The following is an 18469-nucleotide window of genomic DNA, read 5'->3' as shown; positions in this document are numbered from 1 at the left end:
CCGGCGCTTTTATTCTACTTTTCCTGCTTTATTTTCCTCTAATTCAACCTGCAGCTCCCTTCCGAATTCGAGGGCTTCATTCAGTTTATGCTGTAGTTTTTCGATTTCTAAATTTAGGCGTTCTTGTTCCTTCATGGATTCCTTCCGAATTTCCTCAATCTGTTTTTTCGCCTTCCGTTCATCTTCTCTTGCTTCCCAGTCCTTTTTCTTCGAAATCGTGATCCATGTTTCACGAAGGGAATCTATCTTCAAATCAAATACTTTTTTGTGTTTTTCTATTTTCTTTTCATATTCCTTTTGAAGCGTTTCAAATTCATTTTGGATCGCTTCATTTTCCTTTTGGAGCGTTTCTATCTTCGTTTCACATTCCTTTTGGATTGTTTCTATCTTCGTTTGACATTCATTTTGGATCATTTCATTTTCCTTTTGGAGCGTTTCTATCTTCGTTTCATTTTCCTTTTGAATTGTTTCTATCTTCGTTTCATTTTCCTTTTGGATCGTTTCAATCTTCGTTTCATACTCATTTTGAAGTGCTTCTATCTTCGTTTCATACTCATTTTGAAGTGCTTCTATCTTCGTTTCATATTCGTTCTGGACTGTTTCCTTAGCCATTTTAATATTGTCTTCGACGTCTTTTTCGTGTTTGAGCTTTAGGTCCTCGATGGCATGAGTATGGTTCGATTGTTCATTAACCAATTCCTCTTTTTTCAGTTCAAGGTCCTTTTGCAGCTGCTCGTTTAATTTGGCAATCGGCTCCATGTCCGCTTCGAGTTCAAGGATTCGATCATTCCTTTGTCTTAATTCTTCCTCCTGTTCACAGATTTTTTCTTTTAGGCTCTCTTCTTTAGCAATGAAGAACTGTGTTTCTTTTAAGAGTCGTTCATGTTCTAGATGCAGTATTTCCATCATCTGCTCGACCGCTGCTTTTTCTTCCTTGACTTTGATAATTTCAGCGGTGTGGTTATCGACTAAACTGCTGACCTGTTTTTTTAAGACTTCGGCTTCCTTGATAGCCTGCGACTCTCGGACTCCCAGTTTTTCGACCATCGCGAGAAACACTTTTTGCATACCACGTGTAAAATCATCCAACGCCAGGAAATCCCCACTAATCACCTTTAAGGTAGCCTGATGAATGTTCTTGAGATCTCCCGCTTTTATTTTTTCGCGTTGATGCAGATCCAACAGGATTTCCACCAAACCATGATTGGTGGTGCCAAATTCGCTTTTCGTCTGCTCAAGGCGTTTTATTAATTTTTCATCCGTCGTTTTCAAGTTCCATTGGTATTCCGTCACGGTGCACCTCCTCCTTTTATTACTCAGTGTATTGTACGCCGTACTTAGACCAGTTGGTTCCATTCGTACCATCACTTTTTCCGTTTTATTAAAAAAAGGGCTGTGTTAATCGTGCCAGTTGATTTCCACTCAAATTAGCAAAGATAAAAAATCAATATTTACCAATAAACACAGCCTAATAAAAAAAAACGTTGAGAAATATTTTCTCAACGGTAAAATTCAAAGGAAGGATTATCCCTTTATTTTTTTGTGATGGACAATGGTTTTGGAATGGGTTGTTTTTACCCATGTATGCTGTTGACGCCATTTGATTAATCCGAGAAACTGGGCATAAATATACGTGTAGCCAAAATAAAAAATGGAAAAAATCATGGAAATTAGGTTGAATTTATGCTTGCTGTCTGTTTTAACCGCGTAAGGCATACAAATTAAAAACTGATAGGTAAACAATACAAGAGTCAAAATGCTGGAACCAAGAATCACATTAATAAATTTAGACCATAAATGAGTATCAGCCTGAATATGGCCTGTAGCTGTGTGGTAGCCAATGGTGACGATTATTCCGGCAAAAGCTAATACCATTTGAATGGCACGGGTCATTCCAAATAGATAAATTAATTGATCAAGAATCTTAAACTTTCCTTTTTCCGTAAACATTTTTTTAAGCAATGGTTTGTAATTCGTAAAAGCAACGAACCAATGTCCTTGTGACCATCTTGTTCGTTGTTTAATACTCATTTTTAAATTATCCGGTTTCTCATCATAAATCCGCACGAAATGATTCCATAGTACACGGCCATTGTCTTTAACGATCTCCATTTCCAGCTCTACATCTTCTGTGAGGGATTCAAAGCGAAATCCCCCATGCTTCATTAAATAATCCAAGCGAACGATGAATCCAGTTCCCCCTATCGAATTGGTTAAACCAACCCGATATTTTGCCAACTGAAAGAAGCGGTTAGACAAATAGTAGCTGGTGGCGTAGCCCAAAGACAGCGACGTTGTAGAATTTTTTGAATCTAAATAGGCTTGGATCGCTTCAGGCTTTCCTTTTGCGATATACTGGGAATTTAATTCTTTTAAAATATCGGAATCGACATGATTATCAGCATCTAAAATGAGTAAACAATCATATTTTTCAGGAAGTCTGCTAAAACCTAAATAACGGAGTGCGTATTGTAATCCCGCCGGTTTCCCTACTCCTTCCCTTGGAAACATTTTATGGATGGTGTCGATATGGTTCATTCCGAGCTCTTCACAAATTTCTCCAGTCCGGTCAGTACTGTTATCATTCACAATATAAATATCATAAAGATCTTTTCGGTAACGAATTTCTTTAAGATTTTGAATGGTCGAACCAATCACCTGCTCCTCATTGTGTGCAGCCACTAAAATGAGAAACCTTGTTTCGTCTTCAGTTAATGGGTAATCGCGTTTGGCCTTGCCAAATCCAAATAGACTTAAAATTAAATAATAGACCGTATTAAAGTTCACATATAAGGTAATAAGTGCGTACAAACCTATAGCGATTGCTGCTAAGATCTTGATCATTTCCATTATTCGTCCTCCTGATCATTGGTATATTAATAGGATACATGACCATTATTAAGCAACTATAGGCAGTGAATTAAGTTTAAATAAATAAAACGTAAAGTTTTAATGAAGAAATTTCCGACATTTCCCCTATTGACTTTTCTCCTTCTCATTTTTCTACTTCCTACTCGTCTTTAAAGTTGCTGGAATTGAATCACGTGAAATGGAAGAAAATATATAAAATGACATTTTTATATGACATGACATCAAGGTGACGACCATGAATTTTTCCTTTTATAAAAAAAGCAGCCTGGATCAACCTGAAGAAAACAAACCGGCACCCATCATGATTTCCGAAGATTTACATACGAACTTAGAGTCAGTGAAAAAAGAGTTTGGTGAATGTATCGATCTAATTATCCGTGAATTGGACTTTGGAATAGCAGTGGTTCATCTTGGCAGCATGACGGACCCAAAAACGATCAATGATGACATTATCTATCCGTTGATGGCTCTTGGATTTGATCCAAACAACCATCCTGTAGAGGCCGACAAGGTTTTGTATAAATTAAAAAATCATACCCTTGCGGTTAGTTTATTAACATCTACGACTGATTGGTATGATGTGATTGCAGCCGTTGCCTCCGGCAGATCCGTTATCTTGTTAAACCAATGCAAAGAGGCATTAATTGCCGGCTGCGATCATGTAGATGGCCGTTCTGTAGAGGAATCAACGACACAGGTTCTCATCAGGGGTCCGAAAGACAGTTTTACCGAATTGATTCGAACCAATATTTCTTTAGTTCGTAATCGGGTCAGAAATTCAAGCTTGCGTGTGGATGCGCTTAAGCTTGGAAAAGTGACTCAAACAGATGTCGTCATTATGTATATAGAAGGAATTGTAAGACCAGATACTCTTAAAGAAGTGAAGCAAAGGCTGTCGACAATAAAAATCGACAGTGTATTAGAATCTGGATACATTGAATCCTTTATTCAAGACAGCAAATTTACCATCTTTCCGACCATCCTCAATACGGATCGGCCAGATGTAGTAACGGCCAACTTATTGGAGGGCAGAGTGGCGATTCTGATCAATGGAACCCCCTTTGCCTTGATTGTACCTACTGTATTTATGCAGTTTTTTCAATCACCTGAAGATTATTATCAGCGCTATGACATTGGATCTTTAATTCGGATGCTGCGCATTTGTGCTTTTTTTGTATCCTTGCTCGTACCCTCCCTCTACATTGCGGCGACGACTCATCATCAAGGAATGATTCCAACGGTATTGGTATTCAGTATTGCCGCACAACGGGAAGGGGTTCCGTTCCCGCTTATAATTGAAGTGATGATCATGGAACTGGCATTTGAACTTTTACGTGAGGCTGGTATTCGGATGCCCCGCGCTGTCGGACAGGCCGCCTCGATTGTCGGGGCTCTTATCCTTGGGGAAGCTGCCGTTCAGGCTGGATTTGTATCTGCCTCCACGATTATTGTTGTCTCCACTACAGCGATTGCAAGCTTCGCTGTTCCAAACTATAACATTGCGATCACAGCAAGGATTCTTCGCTTCATTATGATGATTATGGCCGCTTACATCGGGTTATACGGAATCCTTATCGGTTTATTTGCGGTCGGACTTCACCTTTGCAAATTGAGCTCGTTTGGAGTGGCTTACTTAACGCCCATAGCCCCGTTTGTGGCTGAAGAACAAAAAGACGCCGTCTTCCGTTTTCCTTTGACCTTTATGTTCAAGCGGCCTGCAACAGCTAAGGAAACCAATCTGCAACGGTTGGACGGTGATCAAAATGAAACTTAAAGTTTGGAGTATTTGTTTATGCCTTATGTTCTTTCTTTCAGGCTGCAATGGCTACACAGAAATCAATCGGGTTACGTTTATCGTCGGGATGGGGATTGATAAAGCAGGTAACAAATATCGGGTTACCTTTCAATGCATGCTCCCGAATCAAATTTCTTCCTCCTCTAGTACTTCGGGGGCTGGTCAAGGACTTCCGGTGATTAACTATACGTCGGAAGGAAAAACGTTGTCTGAGGCGGCAAGAAATAATACGAAGAAAATTACAAGAGAGGGCTACTATGGTCACATCATCATGCTAGTCGTAAGTGAAAAGGTAGCAAAGGAAAATCTATTAAAGGTATTTGATGTATTTGAACGGGACTCCAAGGTCCGGGTAGGGACGCCGATAGTCATTGCACGGCATTATTCTGCGGAGTCGGTTTTAAATGCCCTTACCCCCTCCAGCAAAATACCGAGTTTTGATATTAATAATAAAATGCAAAATACAGAAAAATTACTTGGGGAAAATGCCAATTCAAGTGTGAATGAGGCGCTGCAAATTGTCGAAAATCCTGGAGTCGATATGGCCATCAGCGGTGTCGATCTTCCCACGGACGCAAAGAATATGGATCAGATGACGCACTTGGAGCAAACCCATCCTACCGTTCCGATCATAAACGGTATGGCCTTGTTTCACAAAGGAAGACTGGTCCATTGGGTAGAGGGGAAAGAGGCACGAGCCCTTTTATTGGTCAATAATCGTCTGAAGGGATCGAATATCAGTGTTTCTTGTGGAAAAGATCAGTATGTATCCGTGGCACTCAGTAAGGCCCGCATGAAAACAAAGGTGAAATTCAAAAATCACACACCAGATATAACTTTTGAAGTAAAGGGAGCCGGTGTGATTGATGAAGTGGTGTGCGAACAGGATTTTACCAAAATGGCCACCATTAAAATGTATGAAAAAAAAGCCTCGAAGTCACTGCAAAAGGATATAGAAGAGATGTTTGCCATCAGCCAAAAATACAATAGTGATGTGTTTGCTGTCGGCCGAACCCTGTATGAAAACGATCCTAGACAATGGAAAAAGTATGCAAAGGATTGGAGAACCCAAATATTACCCAAAGCCCGTGTACATGTACATGTTGCCTTATCGATAAATGGAACCGGCATGCGGTCGAATTCTGTTTTGAGAGAAGAAAAATAAGGAAGGTGGTGTGCGCATGAACAAAATTAACACTTTACAATTTTTTTGCCTGATAGTCTTGTTTGAATTGGGCAGTGCACTCTTGCTCGATGTAGCAAAAGATGCCGGTCGTGATGCCTGGATTGTGCTGCTGATTGGCACTGTTTTAGGCTGCGGCCTGTTTCTTCTTTATGTTTTTTTGTACCAGCAATATCCCACCCTCCCCCTTACCAGTGCCGCACAGCGGATTGTTGGGAAACCCATTGGCTGGATCATTGGGTTTCTTTACTGTTTATACTTTCTTTATATAGCAGCCAGAGTGATGCGTGATTTTACCGAGATGCTGATTATCGTTGCCTACAATGAAACATCCCTATTCACGGCTGGCCTGCTTATGGCCCTCATTTCCATCTATGCCGTCCATCAGGGATTAAAAGCCTTCGGACGTTTAGCGATCATTTGTTGTTTTACGATTTTCGTCATCATCATTCTTTTAATGTTGTTTGAGACATTTAGTAAAATTTTTCATCTACATAATTTGAAACCCGTGCTCGGAGAAGGGTTTGGCCCTGTTCTAAAAACATTATTTCCTACTGTTCTAACGTTTCCATTTGGTGAAACGATTGCCTTTACGATGATTTTCCCGCTTCTAAGCGAGACTCGGCACGTGAAAAAGGCAGGACTTATCGCTATTGTGATCAGCGGACTCCAGTTGGCCCTTTCTGCAGCCCTTCATGTTGCATCATTAGGGGCCAATATCGTTGAACGCTCGACGTTTCCTGTTCTCACATCCGTCTCACTCATTAATATCGCAAATTTCATTACCCGGTTGGATGCATTTGTCGTCGTTTTTGCCGTCATATTCGGCTTTTTCAAACTGACCATTTACTTGTATTGTGCTGTCCTTGGGATCGGCGATTTATTTAAAATGAAGACACCCAACAAGCTAGCCATTCCAATGGGCTTGATCATGCTTGCGTTGTCGATCTATATGGCACCCAATTTTACAAGACATCTTGAGATTGGGCTGAAAATAGTCCCTTTTTACGTAAACATTCCTTTTCAGATTGTCCTCCCCATCCTGTTGTTAGGGATTGCCATGTTTAAGAAGCTTCTAAAACATTAGTCCGTTTTTTAACCATTTCTTTCCTTTCAAAATAAAAAAATCACAGACATTCTGCCTGTGATTTAAGTTTCCATGCTTTTCTTCACCTATTTTGCATTCGCATCTGGCTGATGAATGCCAAATATATTTCCTTCGGTATCGATATAGTATCCTTGCCACGCCATTCCAGGCAGCGCATATTTCGGCAATGCAACCTTGCCGCCAAGTTCCAAAATTTTCGCTTCCGTTCCGTCGTAATTTTCCACTCCCATTGTACAAGCAAATCCATTTAATCCTTGGTTTGCTTGTGGCGGAGCACTTTGACGCTGCATTAAGGCACCATTGATTCCTGGTTCATTTTCATCCCCAGTCACGGCCCCAAAGTAAGGCATTCCAGCATAATCGCTCCAATCCTGAAATGTCCATCCGAATACCTCACCATAAAACTTCTTTGCCCGCTCCATATCATCCACATGCACTTCGAAATGTACTAATCTTCCCATGTTTGCCTCCTATTTTATATAAAAATTGTCACTTTTATCATTTCGTTGGTTTGTACCGAAAATCCTCTCTATTATCGTGAAAAATATGGAAAAATATACAATCATCATCATTTGCATTCATGTCTGCGCCACTTTAAGGGACATATAAAAAAGTTAAGCGAATGAATTCAGTATCTCTCATTCATTCGCTTAACTTTTCTCATTTACATTTGCCCTTCATGCCATACTTTAAGTTTCAAAGTACCGTAATAAACAGGTGCATTAATAGGTGATTCCATTTTGTTATTCATTTCAAGTTGATTAATAGGAACAACCTTCTTTGCATTTTTACGAACGAATGGATAGTAAGCATTGGATAAAGCCATTTCCATTCCCTTTGTCATCAGCGGTAATACCATCTTATCTAAAGCTAAGAAACCAATCGTTATACAAATAGCGATACAAGCCGCAAAAATTTCCATATGGTTCTCAATTAAATCTATCATTAATAAAACTTCCAAATATATATAATTGACATTTTGATGTCTCCGAATTTAAAATGTGAAATCTTTCACACATAGTATTTTATCAGAGACTCTATATTTGTATCTGTGATAATTATCACAAATCTGTGAAAGAAGTTTTTAGAAATGGGCCATTAAACTATTCATTTTTAAAATAAATTCCGCATATATATGTATAATATCTTCCCTTGAAAGGAGTAATGCTAATGGATATTTGCATTTCATGCGGAGAAGAACTTTCAATTATGGAAAGGAATCGTGCCGAGTGCTGGGAGTGCAGAGACACAACAACGGAAGCTTACACCGAATCAGATTGATTCATGCAGGTAAACATAGGAAGAAAAATTACTAATGGCCTTAGTCCTTTTACCGATCATTGGACTAGGGCCATTCCTCTGTAAATGTACATAACAATATTGACGTCCATATCCCCCATTCTGCTTTAATTGTCAAAAAAAGAAGGAGTTCCCATGTTTTGAATAGAACTTTTAATCAGGGGTGAAAAAATGTTAACACAAGAACAATTGGATGAAATTATTGCACTTCAAGAAGCGTGCGAGAAAGACGGAAGATTTCAGCTAAAGCTGAATTTTGATATGCTCCATAACCGGTCGGGAAAAAGGAAGGAAGACTTCTTCCATTATGAAAACGGCAAGCTTGTCGGTTTTCTGGGGATTTATGGTTTTGGTAATAAAGTAGAGCTTTGCGGGATGGTGCATCCTAAATACCGTAGAAGTGGGATTTTTTCAAAGCTATTTGAAATGGGAATTAAGGAGGCGAAGAAACAAGGTTTTGAGACCATCTTGTTAAATGCACCAACCGATTCACAAACAGCCAAGGAGTTTTTAAAAAACCTACCATGCACCTTTGCGGTGGCGGAATATCAAATGAAATGGCAGAAAGCAGTTCTTTCCGACGATCCTGCTGTAACCGTCAGACCGTCTGTTTCGCCTGAAGATTGGGAAGCAGAAATACAGCTTGAAGTTTTGTCCTTTGGTTTTTCTGAAAAAGATGCTCGTGACTTCAATCAGAGGATCAAGGAGAACCATGGTGATCAAAATCTCATCATTGAAGCGGAAGGTAAAACGGCCGGGAAAATGCGCGTTTCCGAAGCTGATGGCGAAGCATGGATTTACGGATTTGCTGTTTTTCCTAAACTCCAGGGAAAAGGGATTGGCAGAAAGGCTTTATCAAGAGTGGTCAAAATGGAGGTCGAGAAAGGTTATTCTGTTTTTCTAGAAGTAGAAGCCAAAAATGCCCGTGCACTAGGACTCTACGAATCATGTGGATTTAGAAGCTACCATTCACAGGATTATTATAAATATTTGAACTAAACGTTTGAACAGCCTGGCTTTAGTGACAGGCTGTTTTTTACATTAATTTTATTTAAATTGTTGAAACGGTCCGAATAGATGAAGCCGGTCGACCATTTCCTCTTCTTGATCCTGCTTATGGGCACGTAGACTCCTCCTACGTGACCGTTTCTTCTTCTTGATCCTGCTTTTGGGCACGTAGACTCCTCCTACGTGACCGTTTCTTCTTCTTGAACTTACTTTTGGTCACGTAGACTTCTCCTACGTGACCGTTTCTTCTTCTTGATCCTACTTTTGGTCACGTAGACCCCTCCTACGTGACCATTTCTTCTTCTTGATCCTGCTTTTGGGCACGTAGACTCCTCCTACGTGACCGTTTCTTCTTCTTGATCCTGCTTTTGGGCACGTAGACTCCTCCTACGTGACCGTTTCTTCTTCTTGATCCTGCTTTTGGGCACGTAGACTCCTCCTACGTGACCGTTTCTTCTTCTTGAACTTACTTTTGGTCACGTAGACTTCTCCTACGTGACCGTTTCTTCTTCTTGATCCTGCTTTTGGGCACGTAGACTCCTCCTACGTGACCGTTTCTTCTTTTTATCCTGCTTTTGGGCACGTAGACCCCTCCTACGTGACCGTTTCTTCTTCTTGAACTTACTTTTGGGCACGTAGACTCCTCCTACGTGACCGTTTCTTCTTGTTGATCCACCTTTTGAGCACGTAGACTCCTCCTACGTCGTGACCTATTAGATTACAGATTTGAAAAGATAATACCATCCATCTAATTACCCCAAATAACGATGATACAATGCCTTTGCCTCAGAAATATCCTTCGTTCCGTGGACTAAAACCCTGCCGTCCTTAAAAACAACTAATCTATGAGGATTCAGCGTATAAGATAAAAGGTAAGGATTTCGCTGTATCTCTCCCCCAAGTTTTGCCAATAGTTTCTCTAATGCTTCCAAATCACGAACGGTTGGAATCGAAGGTCGAATTTGAACAGAGTCCCTACCGCAAAGAACAGCTGTTTTTGTTTGAGTTTCAAATGATAAATAAGGATAGGATCGATTTTCTCCGCAAGAAGGACACTCCTTGTTTTTCAATTTATCTGCCTGTATGGCACTAAATTGATTTTTCCATAGATCAAATGAAACAAGTTTGTTTCGCAAGGAATCCCAATCTCCGACCAAAATTTTCAATGCTTCACTGATTTGATACGAAACAACCATATTAACAGCTGGACTTATAATTCCAGCTGTATCACAAGTCAATCCTCCCAGCGGCACAGATTCTAATAAACATGTAAGGCATGGCGTTTTTTCAGGAATAATCGTGTAGGTTATTCCGTAACTCCCAACGCAGGCTCCATAGATCCACGGGACACCGTACTTTTGTGATACATCATTAATGATCATTCTTGTTTCAAAATTATCCGTGGCATCGATGATAAGATCAACATTTTGGGCCCAGTCCTCCAGCTCAGCAACGGAGGCATCTGCAATAATGGCCTCAATCAGAACAGAAGAATTAATGGCTGTTAAGCGGTTTTTCGCCGCGATAACTTTTGGAATTCGATTTTTCGCATCTTCCTCCGAATATAACTGCTGCCGCTGCAAATTGGACCATTCTACATAATCACGATCCACAATCGTTAGTTTACCAATTCCAGCGCGGACAAGTGCCTCGGCACTGCCTGAGCCGAGTGCCCCGGCTCCGATGATGAGGACATGTTTACTGGAAATCCGCTCCTGCCCAGCTTTTCCAATTGGTGAAAACAGTTCTTGTCTTGAGTACCGATTACTCACCCGATACTCATTCCTTCCTTTGGACTGCTCGCAGTCGCATATCTCTTCTTCTCTATTCGGCCTGCTTCAAAGCCAAGCCGACCAGCCTCAATCGCCAATTTCATGGCTTTTGCCATTTTGACCGGATCTTTTGCCGCGGACACAGCCGTATTTAATAACACTCCATCGGCTCCTAATTCCATTGCCAAAGCTGCATCAGCCGGTGAACCGATACCTGCGTCCACAATAACAGGTACGACGGCCTGTTCGATAATAAAGCTAAGGTTCACGGGATTGATGATCCCTTGGCCAGACCCAATTGGCGAGGCGCCTGGCATGATGGCATGACAGCCAGCTTCTTGAAGCTTTCTCGCTAAAACAACATCGTCTGATGTATAGGGAAGGACAATAAATCCTTCCTTCACTAATTCTTCTGTGGCCTTTAGAGTTTCAATCGGATCTGGAAGCAAGGTTTTATCACAACCGATGACTTCCACTTTAATCATATCGCATAGGCCCGATGCTTTCGCTAATTTTGCGATTCGAACCGCTTCTGCTGCCGTTTTTGCTCCAGCTGTGTTAGGAAGTAATGTATATTGAGTGGGATCCAGCTGCTCTAAAAAATTCGGCTGGCTGGCTTCAAAAATATTCATTCGTCTTACTGCAAAGGTGAGGATTTCTGCCTCGGAAACTGCCACTGCTTCTTTTTGGATTTCATAGCTCGGATACTTGCCCGTTCCAAGCAACAAACGAGATTGAAAAGATAATGAACCAATTTTTAACATATCATCCGCCTCCTACAAAATGAACGATTTCGATTTTATCTTTATCTGATAATCTAGTACTTTGGTGTGCTAATTTATTTAAAATTTCACCGTTTACTTCCACTACAACAACCTTTTCGTGAATTTCATAATGTTTAAGTAAATCCGAAACCAATACGACATGTTCTGGCAACTGTACTCTTTCCCCATTTAACAATACTTTCATGCTTTACCCCCTAACGAACCGTTTCTTTATGTCTTGCCAGCTGAAAAGCGGAGAGAAGTGTTTCATCACCGAATCTCCCTAGTACTAGCTCAGCGAAGAGCTTACCCGTAATCGGGCTTAATAAAATTCCGTTTCGAAAATGGCCTGCCGCAACGAACAATCCCCTCCAGCTCGGATGAGCACCAATGTAAGGAATCCCATCGCCTGTTTGTGGTCTAACTCCACTCCATACGCGCTCCCAAGCTGCATCCTTTATTTGAGGTACAATCTTAGTTGCTCTCTCGATTAATGCAGCAATTCCCCCTGGGGTTACCTTGTGATCAAATGTATTTTCAATCATCGTGGCTCCAATATAAATTTCACCATTTCGTTTTGGGACTAAGTAACAACGTTTATCGGAAAAAATGGTGGAGGTAATAATTGGCTTTTCAGTCCGAACGGAAAAACATTCTCCTTTAACAGGGTAGATCGGAATGTCCATCCCGGATTCACGGATTAATTTCGCTGCCCAAGCTCCTGTGGCAATGACAACCTGTTCACTATGTATGTTGCCACATTCTGTCTTAACCCCTTTAACCTGACCGTTTTCAAAAATAAAAGAAAGGACCTCTGTATGTTCACGGATTTCCGCTCCAAAATGGACAGCAGCACATGCAAACGCTTGTGTTAATTTTGCTGGTTGAACATGTCCATCATTGGGGATATACATCCCTCCCGCCACACTTGGGGAGAGAGCCGGCTCCATTTCTCGAATTCCCTTGGAATCCAGCCATTTTATTTGGGGCTCCCACTTCCTTTGAAAGGTAGCTTGTCTTTCTAATTCTTTTGCTTGTTCTTCATTTTCGGCAATCTTTAACATCCCTTTTTGAACAAATTCGATATCGATTCCAGTATGTTCAAATAATTCACTTGAGAGCTCAGGAAACATCGCTTGACTTTTTAATGCCAGCTGGAACAGTGGACCGTCTTGTTCAATCTCCGCCTGTGCGGCAAGCATTCCTGCCGCTGCACTGGAAGCTTGCGAAGCGACAGATCCCTTTTCAATCAAAATCACTTTTTTCCCTACCTTCGATAACTGGTAGGCAATCGAGGACCCGTTAACTCCTCCTCCAATGATGGCAACATCATAAGAATTTCTCACTTAAACCATCTCCATATTTTAGTTCATTATAGTAAGACCTTACAGCCGATAATGGGTCCTGCGCTTCTATAACTCCTGACATGACAGCGATTCCTTTAGCACCAGCATGTAGTACCTGGCTAGCATTCTCAGGTGTTATGCCGCCAATGGCAATAACCGGAATATCCAGTTTCGCGATCCTTGATAATTCCTCTAGACCTTTTGGGGCCTTTCCTGGTTTTGATTGCGAAGGAAAGACATGGCCGTAAAGCACATAATCAACACCGTTCTCCCGTGCTTTTTGTGCTTCCCCGTATGAGTGAATAGAACTCCCTACCGTAAGCTTGGAAAAATGTTTTTTTACCATGTGTGCTTCTAAACTATGAAAGGCTAATTGAACTCCCCTTATCCCGGTAACGAAGGCAACATCCACACGATCATTCACCATAATCTTCGATAATGGTATGTTCGCATTAGTGAAAAGCTGGACTGCTTGAAAAAGCTCCCGTGCTGTTTTTTGTTTTTCCCGCAAGTGAATCGCTGTGATATAGGGGTGAATATCGATGACAATGTCACGTAACTGCTCAATCGGCATTTTGCCATTAGAAATAATATGTAACTCTTTATCTTTTATACTAGTTATCATATCCGCCCCCTAGTTCGCCGTTTCCGCTTATCGATGATTGAAAGTGAAAAACAAAAAACCACTTTCTTTTCATAAGAAAGTGGTTGAAAATTTGAATAAGAAATATGTATTCTCCAAATATTCACGTTTCCACTTCCCTACGCTGGTATTACCCAGATCAGGTTCATAGAGTCCCGAAGTAACACTTCAATCTCAGCCCTTTAAAAAGGCACCTCTAGCGGATTTGCTTCAAATATGTAATTGTAATGATAAACTTTCATGGATAATGTTAACACTTTCGTTTGAAATGTCAAACAAAATCTTTTCACATCCTCCTATGAAAGATTAGTATATTCCATATTATTCAAGTTCCTGTATAGACCATCCACCACAAAATAAATATTGATGCTTTCTTCTTGAATAATCATTAAAAATGACTATAAAATACTATACAACGAGTTTAAAAAATATACTTATGGTATAAACGAGGAGGGTTCACAACTTTAAGTATGCAAAAAGTTATTTTTATCAATACTTATTAGAGGAGGAAAAGGTTCATGAGCACGAAACGTTTACTTTTATTGAACATTATTATTTTACTTATTTTAGTCGGTGGAGGTTTTGGAGCTTATGCCTATTATAATCAAAATGTGAATTATCTAACCACTGATAATGCCCAAATTGCAGGACAACAAGTTACCATTGCCGCTCCGGCAAACGGGAAATTAACCGATTGGAAAGGCAATGTGGGATCTACCTTTTCGAAAAATTCTACAGTTGGAACCATCGCAACAACAGACATCAATGGAAAACCTGTGAATATGAATGTGACTCTTCCAACGAATGGAACGATTGTCCAAAATAATGCAGTTGAAGATTCCTTTGTTGCGGCTGGCACCCCCCTTGCACAAGCATATGATTTAAACAAATTATGGGTAACAGCGAATATTGACGAAACGAAAATTGATGATATCGCAGTTGGTCAGGATGTTGATATCTATGTGGATGCGTTCCCAAATGACACGTTAAAAGGAACTGTCCAACAACTCGGCTTAGCAACAGCTGGAACGTTTTCTTTATTACCAAGTTCAAATACTACAGGTAACTATACAAAAGTTACCCAAGTCGTTCCTGTCAAAATATCCATAGATGATTCTAAAGGTGTTAAAATCGTTCCTGGTATGAACGTAACCGTTAGAATTCACAGGTAGGTGATACGATGTCAATATTGATCATGATTTATATTATTTTAAGCATTTTGCTGTTGCTATTCATCAATTTAAGGTTGATGACACAAAAAAAAGCGAAAAAAATGAATCAAGAAGATTTGGAGAATCCGACGATAAGCGAAACGAAGGTTCAGACGGATCTTTCTCAAGATGTATCAAGTCATAAGGAAGAAATGCTTGAAGATTCAGCCATACCTGATCCTGTTTTGAAAAAGGACCATGCTGCCGATCAATCGAAAGAAAGCTTGAACCAGTCTGTTCTAGACACGGAAAGAGATACAGACACAGTAAAAAAACATGTAGAACAATCGGCTGGCTCCTTGTATGAAATCGATCGGATTAAGAACCCTGCCCTGCAGATGACCATCCTTATTCTTGGTGTGTTTATGGCGATTTTGGACACGAGTGTCGTCAATGTAGCGATCCCCAAAATGGAAACTGCTTTGAACGCAAGTACGGATGAAATTCAATGGGTTGTGACAGGATACATGCTCGTACTTGGTATGTTAATTCCTATTTCTGGATGGTTGACGGATAAATTTGGAGCGAAAAAGCTCTTTCTGTTTGCCTTAACCACCTTCACCATTGGTTCCGCCTTATGCGGGCTTGCATGGAATCTGGATTCCATCATCCTGTTTCGAATCGTTCAAGCGGTTGGCGGCGCCTTGATGCAGCCAGTTGCTATGTCGATGATTTTCCGTATCTACCCGCCGGAACGACGCGGGACAGTGATGGGAATATTCGGAATTGCCATGATGGCGGCTCCCGCATTCGGCCCTGCACTAAGTGGATATTTAGTAGATTATTGGTCATGGCGGTATATTTTTTACATCAATGTCCCAATCGGGATTGTAGCAGTAATACTCGGTGCCCTTATGATGCACGAATTTCCACATGAGGCGAAAGGTAATTTTGATTTTTGGGGCTTTATCTTCTCAGTTATCGGCTTTGGAAGTTTATTGTATGGATTTAACGAAGTATCTTCTAAGGGATGGAGTTCAACTGAGGTTGTGTCTTTTCTTTCTGTAGGTATACTTTGTTTAATCATATTGGTGATTGTTGAACTTAAAGTAAAGCATCCAATGATCAAATTGCAGGTATTCAAATCGTATCAGTTTAACATGAGTCTTGTCATTGTTTCAATTGTGATGATATCCATGTTTGTGGGTGTTTTCTTCCTTCCACTTTATCTTCAAGATATCCGGGGATTTTCAGCTGTACGTACAGGCCTTTTCATGACACCTGCTGCACTGGCTTCAGCTGTTATCATGCCGATCAGCGGACGACTATTCGACCGCATTGGAGCACGCCCGCTAGGTATTACCGGACTAGTAATCGTTACACTCGCCACGCTGGGATTTACGAATTTGGGGGTAGATACAAGTTCAAACACAATCCAGTGGTTATACATTTTACGGAGTGCAGGAGTGTCTATGGCTATGATGCCTCTCATGACAGCCGGTATGAATGCCATACCGTTTGAATTGACGAGTCAGGGTACGGCGATGAACAACACCGTTCGGCAGGTTGCGTCCTCATTGGGAACAGCCATTCTTACGACTTACATGACCACCCAGTCAAAAATTGCCGCTGCTGTGCTTTCATGGCAAGTGACACCAACTTCACCGTCCGGTCAATTTTTGACGAAGATACAACAAGGATTTCAAGCTCACGGCATGGGAGTTTCTGGTTCAAAACAGGCCGCCCTCTCCATGATGAATGGATTGATCAGTCAGCATGCATTTGTCTCTGGAATGAATGATGCCTTTATGGCGGCAGCCATTTTAACTGCGGTCGGGGCCATTCTTGTCATCTTTTATGGCAGAAAAAAACAGAGCCAAAAAGATTCGCTTCAAAAGACACAACATGTAGTAACAGATTAACCGTTACTTTAAGGATAGAAACTCGAAAAGGTTCTTTATATAAGAACCTTTTCGAGTTAGACTTCCTTTTTCGTTCCTCTCTTTTCTTTAATTGACGATAAAACGGTTTGCTCTACCCACTTCTCCCTGTTTTTTCGGTCCACGGACCATTGATGAAGACTGTGAATGCCTAAATAAATCGAAACTAAGATCCCGCTGGCTCCCACAAATAGCCCCAGGAATTCAATTGGATTATAATGCAACAAGTGATTCCATTTAATTTTTCCGATAAAATCCGGAATAACAAAACTCATTCCCATCATTTGTCCCATGACAGAATAGAGGGTTAAGATTAAAAGCAGCAGACTGTCTTTTTTGGAATTGGCATTTTCCTGGTATTTAAACAGGCTATAGAGCGTTTCTTTCGCATCCTTATATAGCAATTCGATGTTGAAAGTTTCCCTTAAGTAAAAAAAGATTTCCCTTCCTTGTGACTGTGCGGCTAGTTCTGTAAAGAAAAAATTCGCTGTAAAGGAATTAATCGAATAAATCAATTTTTCCATTTTATTCGCGTCTCGTTCAATATGAATTTCAGCAAAGGCATGCCCAATCTTTAATAATACAATTTTATGAAAAAGATTTAACAATAAAGCATAGTAATATTCACCATATACTTGACTAACCAGTTGAGTAACGCTGTTTCGGTTTTCGTTCGTTAGACAAATTAAACTGTGTTCTTCCATTGTAAAATACGTATTGGGCGCCCAGCGTTGATAGGAGTGGGTTTTTAAATATTCGCGAATATAAGGAAGGTTATTGGCACTAATAAACGGCTCTCCATCCTGGTCTAACCCGCATAGGCTGATCGAACGATAAACATCCACTAAATGGATGGCATCCGTTTCTTGCACCGAGATCAAACCATACGCATACATTCTTTCATCTTCAAAGAATGGAAAAGTACCGAAATAAGATTTTCTGCTTGTTTTTTTGTCAAAGAATGCTGTCAATCCCTCAAACAAATATTCAAATACAAAACGATCGAGTTGATGAAATACGTTTCCTTCACATTCAATTTGTGTGTTAAGATCCCTATCCGACCGAGGTTCAAGTACTCGAAATCGAGCTGCAAACTCTAATGCACGGGACAGCGACAGTCCCGTTGAATCATTCACTTCTGTCCGAATTGTTATAAAACCAAGTTCATATGGACATAGGGTGACGTCAATAGAGTGGATCTGAAAAGGAATCCTCACAAGATCCGTTATTAAATACCCGTTGAATTCAAGAGGTTTGGAATACCTTTGAATACCTTTTTGCTGTTCAGATATTGGAAAAAGAATTTTATTGGTAAATGGGAGAAAAAAAGCTTCCATATCACGGTGGGAAACACGAAAATCGCCATAATACTTCGATTCATTGTTGAATTCATCTAATTGGAAGTGCTTAAATTGATGACTCCGCAAATAGGGGAATATGTTTTGTTCGCTCCCCTCTTGAAAAGAAAACGGAAAAATAAACTGGAACAAGGCGGAGTTTACATTTTTTTCCTTCACATCAATTCGCTGCATGAATTCTTTCCTCTCAACTATGGAAAAATAAACCTGTATCCATTGCTTATCCTCGAT

Annotated in this window: 18 protein-coding genes and 1 riboswitch; of the genes, 6 read left to right on the top strand and 12 right to left on the bottom strand. The window is 40.5% G+C overall.

Annotated elements, in window-relative coordinates; genetic code table 11:
- Positions 1-9: 9 nt before the first annotated feature.
- Complete coding sequence (locus ACZ5XR_RS10615; protein WP_464501623.1) at positions 10-1293, bottom strand: hypothetical protein; 1284 nt, start codon at positions 1291-1293, stop codon at positions 10-12.
- A 231-nt stretch (positions 1294-1524) separates the two neighbouring features.
- Positions 1525-2850: a glycosyltransferase family 2 protein gene (locus ACZ5XR_RS10610; protein WP_464501622.1), complete on the bottom strand. Its 1326-nt coding sequence runs from the start codon at positions 2848-2850 to the stop codon at positions 1525-1527.
- 256 nt (positions 2851-3106) lie between these two features.
- Here ACZ5XR_RS10610 and ACZ5XR_RS10605 point away from each other — a divergent pair, with 256 nt between their 5' ends.
- From ACZ5XR_RS10605 to ACZ5XR_RS10595, 3 genes are read left to right on the top strand one after another with little or no spacing between them, the layout of a single operon-like run.
- Positions 3107-4645 carry a spore germination protein gene (locus tag ACZ5XR_RS10605; protein ID WP_464501621.1) on the top strand — a complete coding sequence of 513 codons (1539 nt, stop codon included), beginning with the start codon at positions 3107-3109 and terminating at the stop codon, positions 4643-4645.
- The gene (locus ACZ5XR_RS10600; protein WP_464501620.1) at positions 4635-5831 is read left to right on the top strand and encodes a Ger(x)C family spore germination protein; all 1197 of its coding nucleotides are present in this window, start codon (positions 4635-4637) and stop codon (positions 5829-5831) included. The genes ACZ5XR_RS10605 and ACZ5XR_RS10600 overlap by 11 nt, the downstream gene beginning before the upstream one ends.
- A gap of 16 nt (positions 5832-5847) precedes the next feature.
- Positions 5848-6936, top strand: coding sequence for a GerAB/ArcD/ProY family transporter (locus ACZ5XR_RS10595; protein ID WP_464501619.1), 1089 nt, complete (start codon positions 5848-5850; stop codon positions 6934-6936).
- 86 nt (positions 6937-7022) lie between these two features.
- Here ACZ5XR_RS10595 and ACZ5XR_RS10590 read toward each other — a convergent pair whose 3' ends face one another.
- Together ACZ5XR_RS10590 and ACZ5XR_RS10585 are read right to left on the bottom strand one after the other, a co-directional pair.
- A complete protein-coding gene (locus ACZ5XR_RS10590; protein WP_464501618.1) occupies positions 7023-7418 on the bottom strand; it encodes a VOC family protein in 396 nt (131 codons plus the stop codon).
- Between the two features lie 203 nt (positions 7419-7621).
- Positions 7622-7903, bottom strand: a complete 282-nt coding sequence (locus ACZ5XR_RS10585; protein ID WP_464501617.1) for a hypothetical protein — start codon at positions 7901-7903, stop codon at positions 7622-7624.
- 524 nt (positions 7904-8427) lie between these two features.
- Here ACZ5XR_RS10585 and ACZ5XR_RS10580 point away from each other — a divergent pair.
- Positions 8428-9255, top strand: a complete 828-nt coding sequence (locus tag ACZ5XR_RS10580; RefSeq protein WP_464501616.1) for a GNAT family N-acetyltransferase — start codon at positions 8428-8430, stop codon at positions 9253-9255.
- Positions 9256-9303: 48 nt separating this feature from the next.
- On the opposite strand, the gene ACZ5XR_RS10575 is transcribed toward ACZ5XR_RS10580, so the two are convergent.
- The 7 genes from ACZ5XR_RS10575 to tenI form a co-directional block, all read right to left on the bottom strand.
- Positions 9304-9432: a hypothetical protein gene (locus tag ACZ5XR_RS10575; RefSeq protein WP_464501615.1), complete on the bottom strand. Its 129-nt coding sequence runs from the start codon at positions 9430-9432 to the stop codon at positions 9304-9306.
- Between the two features lie 323 nt (positions 9433-9755).
- Positions 9756-9899, bottom strand: a complete 144-nt coding sequence (locus tag ACZ5XR_RS10570; RefSeq protein ID WP_464501614.1) for a hypothetical protein — start codon at positions 9897-9899, stop codon at positions 9756-9758.
- Between the two features lie 117 nt (positions 9900-10016).
- Positions 10017-11036 carry a thiazole biosynthesis adenylyltransferase ThiF gene (locus ACZ5XR_RS10565; RefSeq protein WP_464501613.1) on the bottom strand — a complete coding sequence of 340 codons (1020 nt, stop codon included), beginning with the start codon at positions 11034-11036 and terminating at the stop codon, positions 10017-10019.
- Entirely contained in the window at positions 11033-11800 is a 768-nt protein-coding gene (locus tag ACZ5XR_RS10560) for a thiazole synthase (RefSeq protein WP_464501612.1), read from the bottom strand. Before ACZ5XR_RS10560 ends, ACZ5XR_RS10565 begins: the two co-directional genes overlap by 4 nt.
- Before the next feature lies 1 nt (position 11801).
- Complete coding sequence (gene thiS / locus ACZ5XR_RS10555; RefSeq protein ID WP_464501611.1) at positions 11802-12005, bottom strand: sulfur carrier protein ThiS; 204 nt, start codon at positions 12003-12005, stop codon at positions 11802-11804.
- Positions 12006-12015: 10 nt separating this feature from the next.
- A complete protein-coding gene (gene thiO, locus ACZ5XR_RS10550) occupies positions 12016-13146 on the bottom strand; it encodes a glycine oxidase ThiO (protein ID WP_464501610.1) in 1131 nt (376 codons plus the stop codon).
- A complete protein-coding gene (tenI, locus tag ACZ5XR_RS10545) occupies positions 13130-13771 on the bottom strand; it encodes a thiazole tautomerase TenI (RefSeq protein ID WP_464501609.1) in 642 nt (213 codons plus the stop codon). The genes thiO and tenI overlap by 17 nt, the downstream gene beginning before the upstream one ends.
- Positions 13772-13888: 117 nt before the next feature.
- Positions 13889-13997: riboswitch (TPP riboswitch) on the bottom strand.
- Between the two features lie 310 nt (positions 13998-14307).
- Here tenI and ACZ5XR_RS10540 point away from each other — a divergent pair.
- Both ACZ5XR_RS10540 and ACZ5XR_RS10535 read left to right on the top strand, forming a co-directional pair.
- Positions 14308-14961 carry an HlyD family secretion protein gene (locus tag ACZ5XR_RS10540; protein WP_464501608.1) on the top strand — a complete coding sequence of 218 codons (654 nt, stop codon included), beginning with the start codon at positions 14308-14310 and terminating at the stop codon, positions 14959-14961.
- Between the two features lie 8 nt (positions 14962-14969).
- On the top strand, positions 14970-16862 hold the full coding sequence (locus ACZ5XR_RS10535) for a DHA2 family efflux MFS transporter permease subunit (RefSeq protein WP_464501607.1): 1893 nt from the start codon (positions 14970-14972) through the stop codon (positions 16860-16862).
- A gap of 56 nt (positions 16863-16918) precedes the next feature.
- Here ACZ5XR_RS10535 and ACZ5XR_RS10530 read toward each other — a convergent pair whose 3' ends face one another.
- A complete protein-coding gene (locus ACZ5XR_RS10530) occupies positions 16919-18412 on the bottom strand; it encodes a hypothetical protein (RefSeq protein ID WP_464501606.1) in 1494 nt (497 codons plus the stop codon).
- Positions 18413-18469: the final 57 nt, after the last annotated feature.

The sequence above is a fragment of the Neobacillus sp. Fa239 genome, from assembly GCF_055395235.1.
This window is presented reverse-complemented; position numbering and strand designations above follow the sequence as displayed.

Coding starts and splice junctions, on each gene's coding strand:
- ACZ5XR_RS10590 (WP_464501618.1), bottom strand. CDS start 7,418: ATGGGAAGATTAGTACATTTCGAAGTGCATGTGGATGATATGGAGCGG.
- ACZ5XR_RS10580 (WP_464501616.1), top strand. CDS start 8,428: ATGTTAACACAAGAACAATTGGATGAAATTATTGCACTTCAAGAAGCG.
- ACZ5XR_RS10540 (WP_464501608.1), top strand. CDS start 14,308: ATGAGCACGAAACGTTTACTTTTATTGAACATTATTATTTTACTTATT.
- ACZ5XR_RS10585 (WP_464501617.1), bottom strand. CDS start 7,903: ATGATAGATTTAATTGAGAACCATATGGAAATTTTTGCGGCTTGTATC.
- ACZ5XR_RS10560 (WP_464501612.1), bottom strand. CDS start 11,800: ATGTTAAAAATTGGTTCATTATCTTTTCAATCTCGTTTGTTGCTTGGA.
- ACZ5XR_RS10600 (WP_464501620.1), top strand. CDS start 4,635: ATGAAACTTAAAGTTTGGAGTATTTGTTTATGCCTTATGTTCTTTCTT.
- ACZ5XR_RS10530 (WP_464501606.1), bottom strand. CDS start 18,412: ATGCAGCGAATTGATGTGAAGGAAAAAAATGTAAACTCCGCCTTGTTC.
- ACZ5XR_RS10610 (WP_464501622.1), bottom strand. CDS start 2,850: ATGGAAATGATCAAGATCTTAGCAGCAATCGCTATAGGTTTGTACGCA.
- ACZ5XR_RS10595 (WP_464501619.1), top strand. CDS start 5,848: ATGAACAAAATTAACACTTTACAATTTTTTTGCCTGATAGTCTTGTTT.
- ACZ5XR_RS10605 (WP_464501621.1), top strand. CDS start 3,107: ATGAATTTTTCCTTTTATAAAAAAAGCAGCCTGGATCAACCTGAAGAA.
- thiS (WP_464501611.1), bottom strand. CDS start 12,005: ATGAAAGTATTGTTAAATGGGGAAAGAGTACAGTTGCCAGAACATGTC.
- ACZ5XR_RS10535 (WP_464501607.1), top strand. CDS start 14,970: ATGTCAATATTGATCATGATTTATATTATTTTAAGCATTTTGCTGTTG.
- tenI (WP_464501609.1), bottom strand. CDS start 13,771: ATGATAACTAGTATAAAAGATAAAGAGTTACATATTATTTCTAATGGC.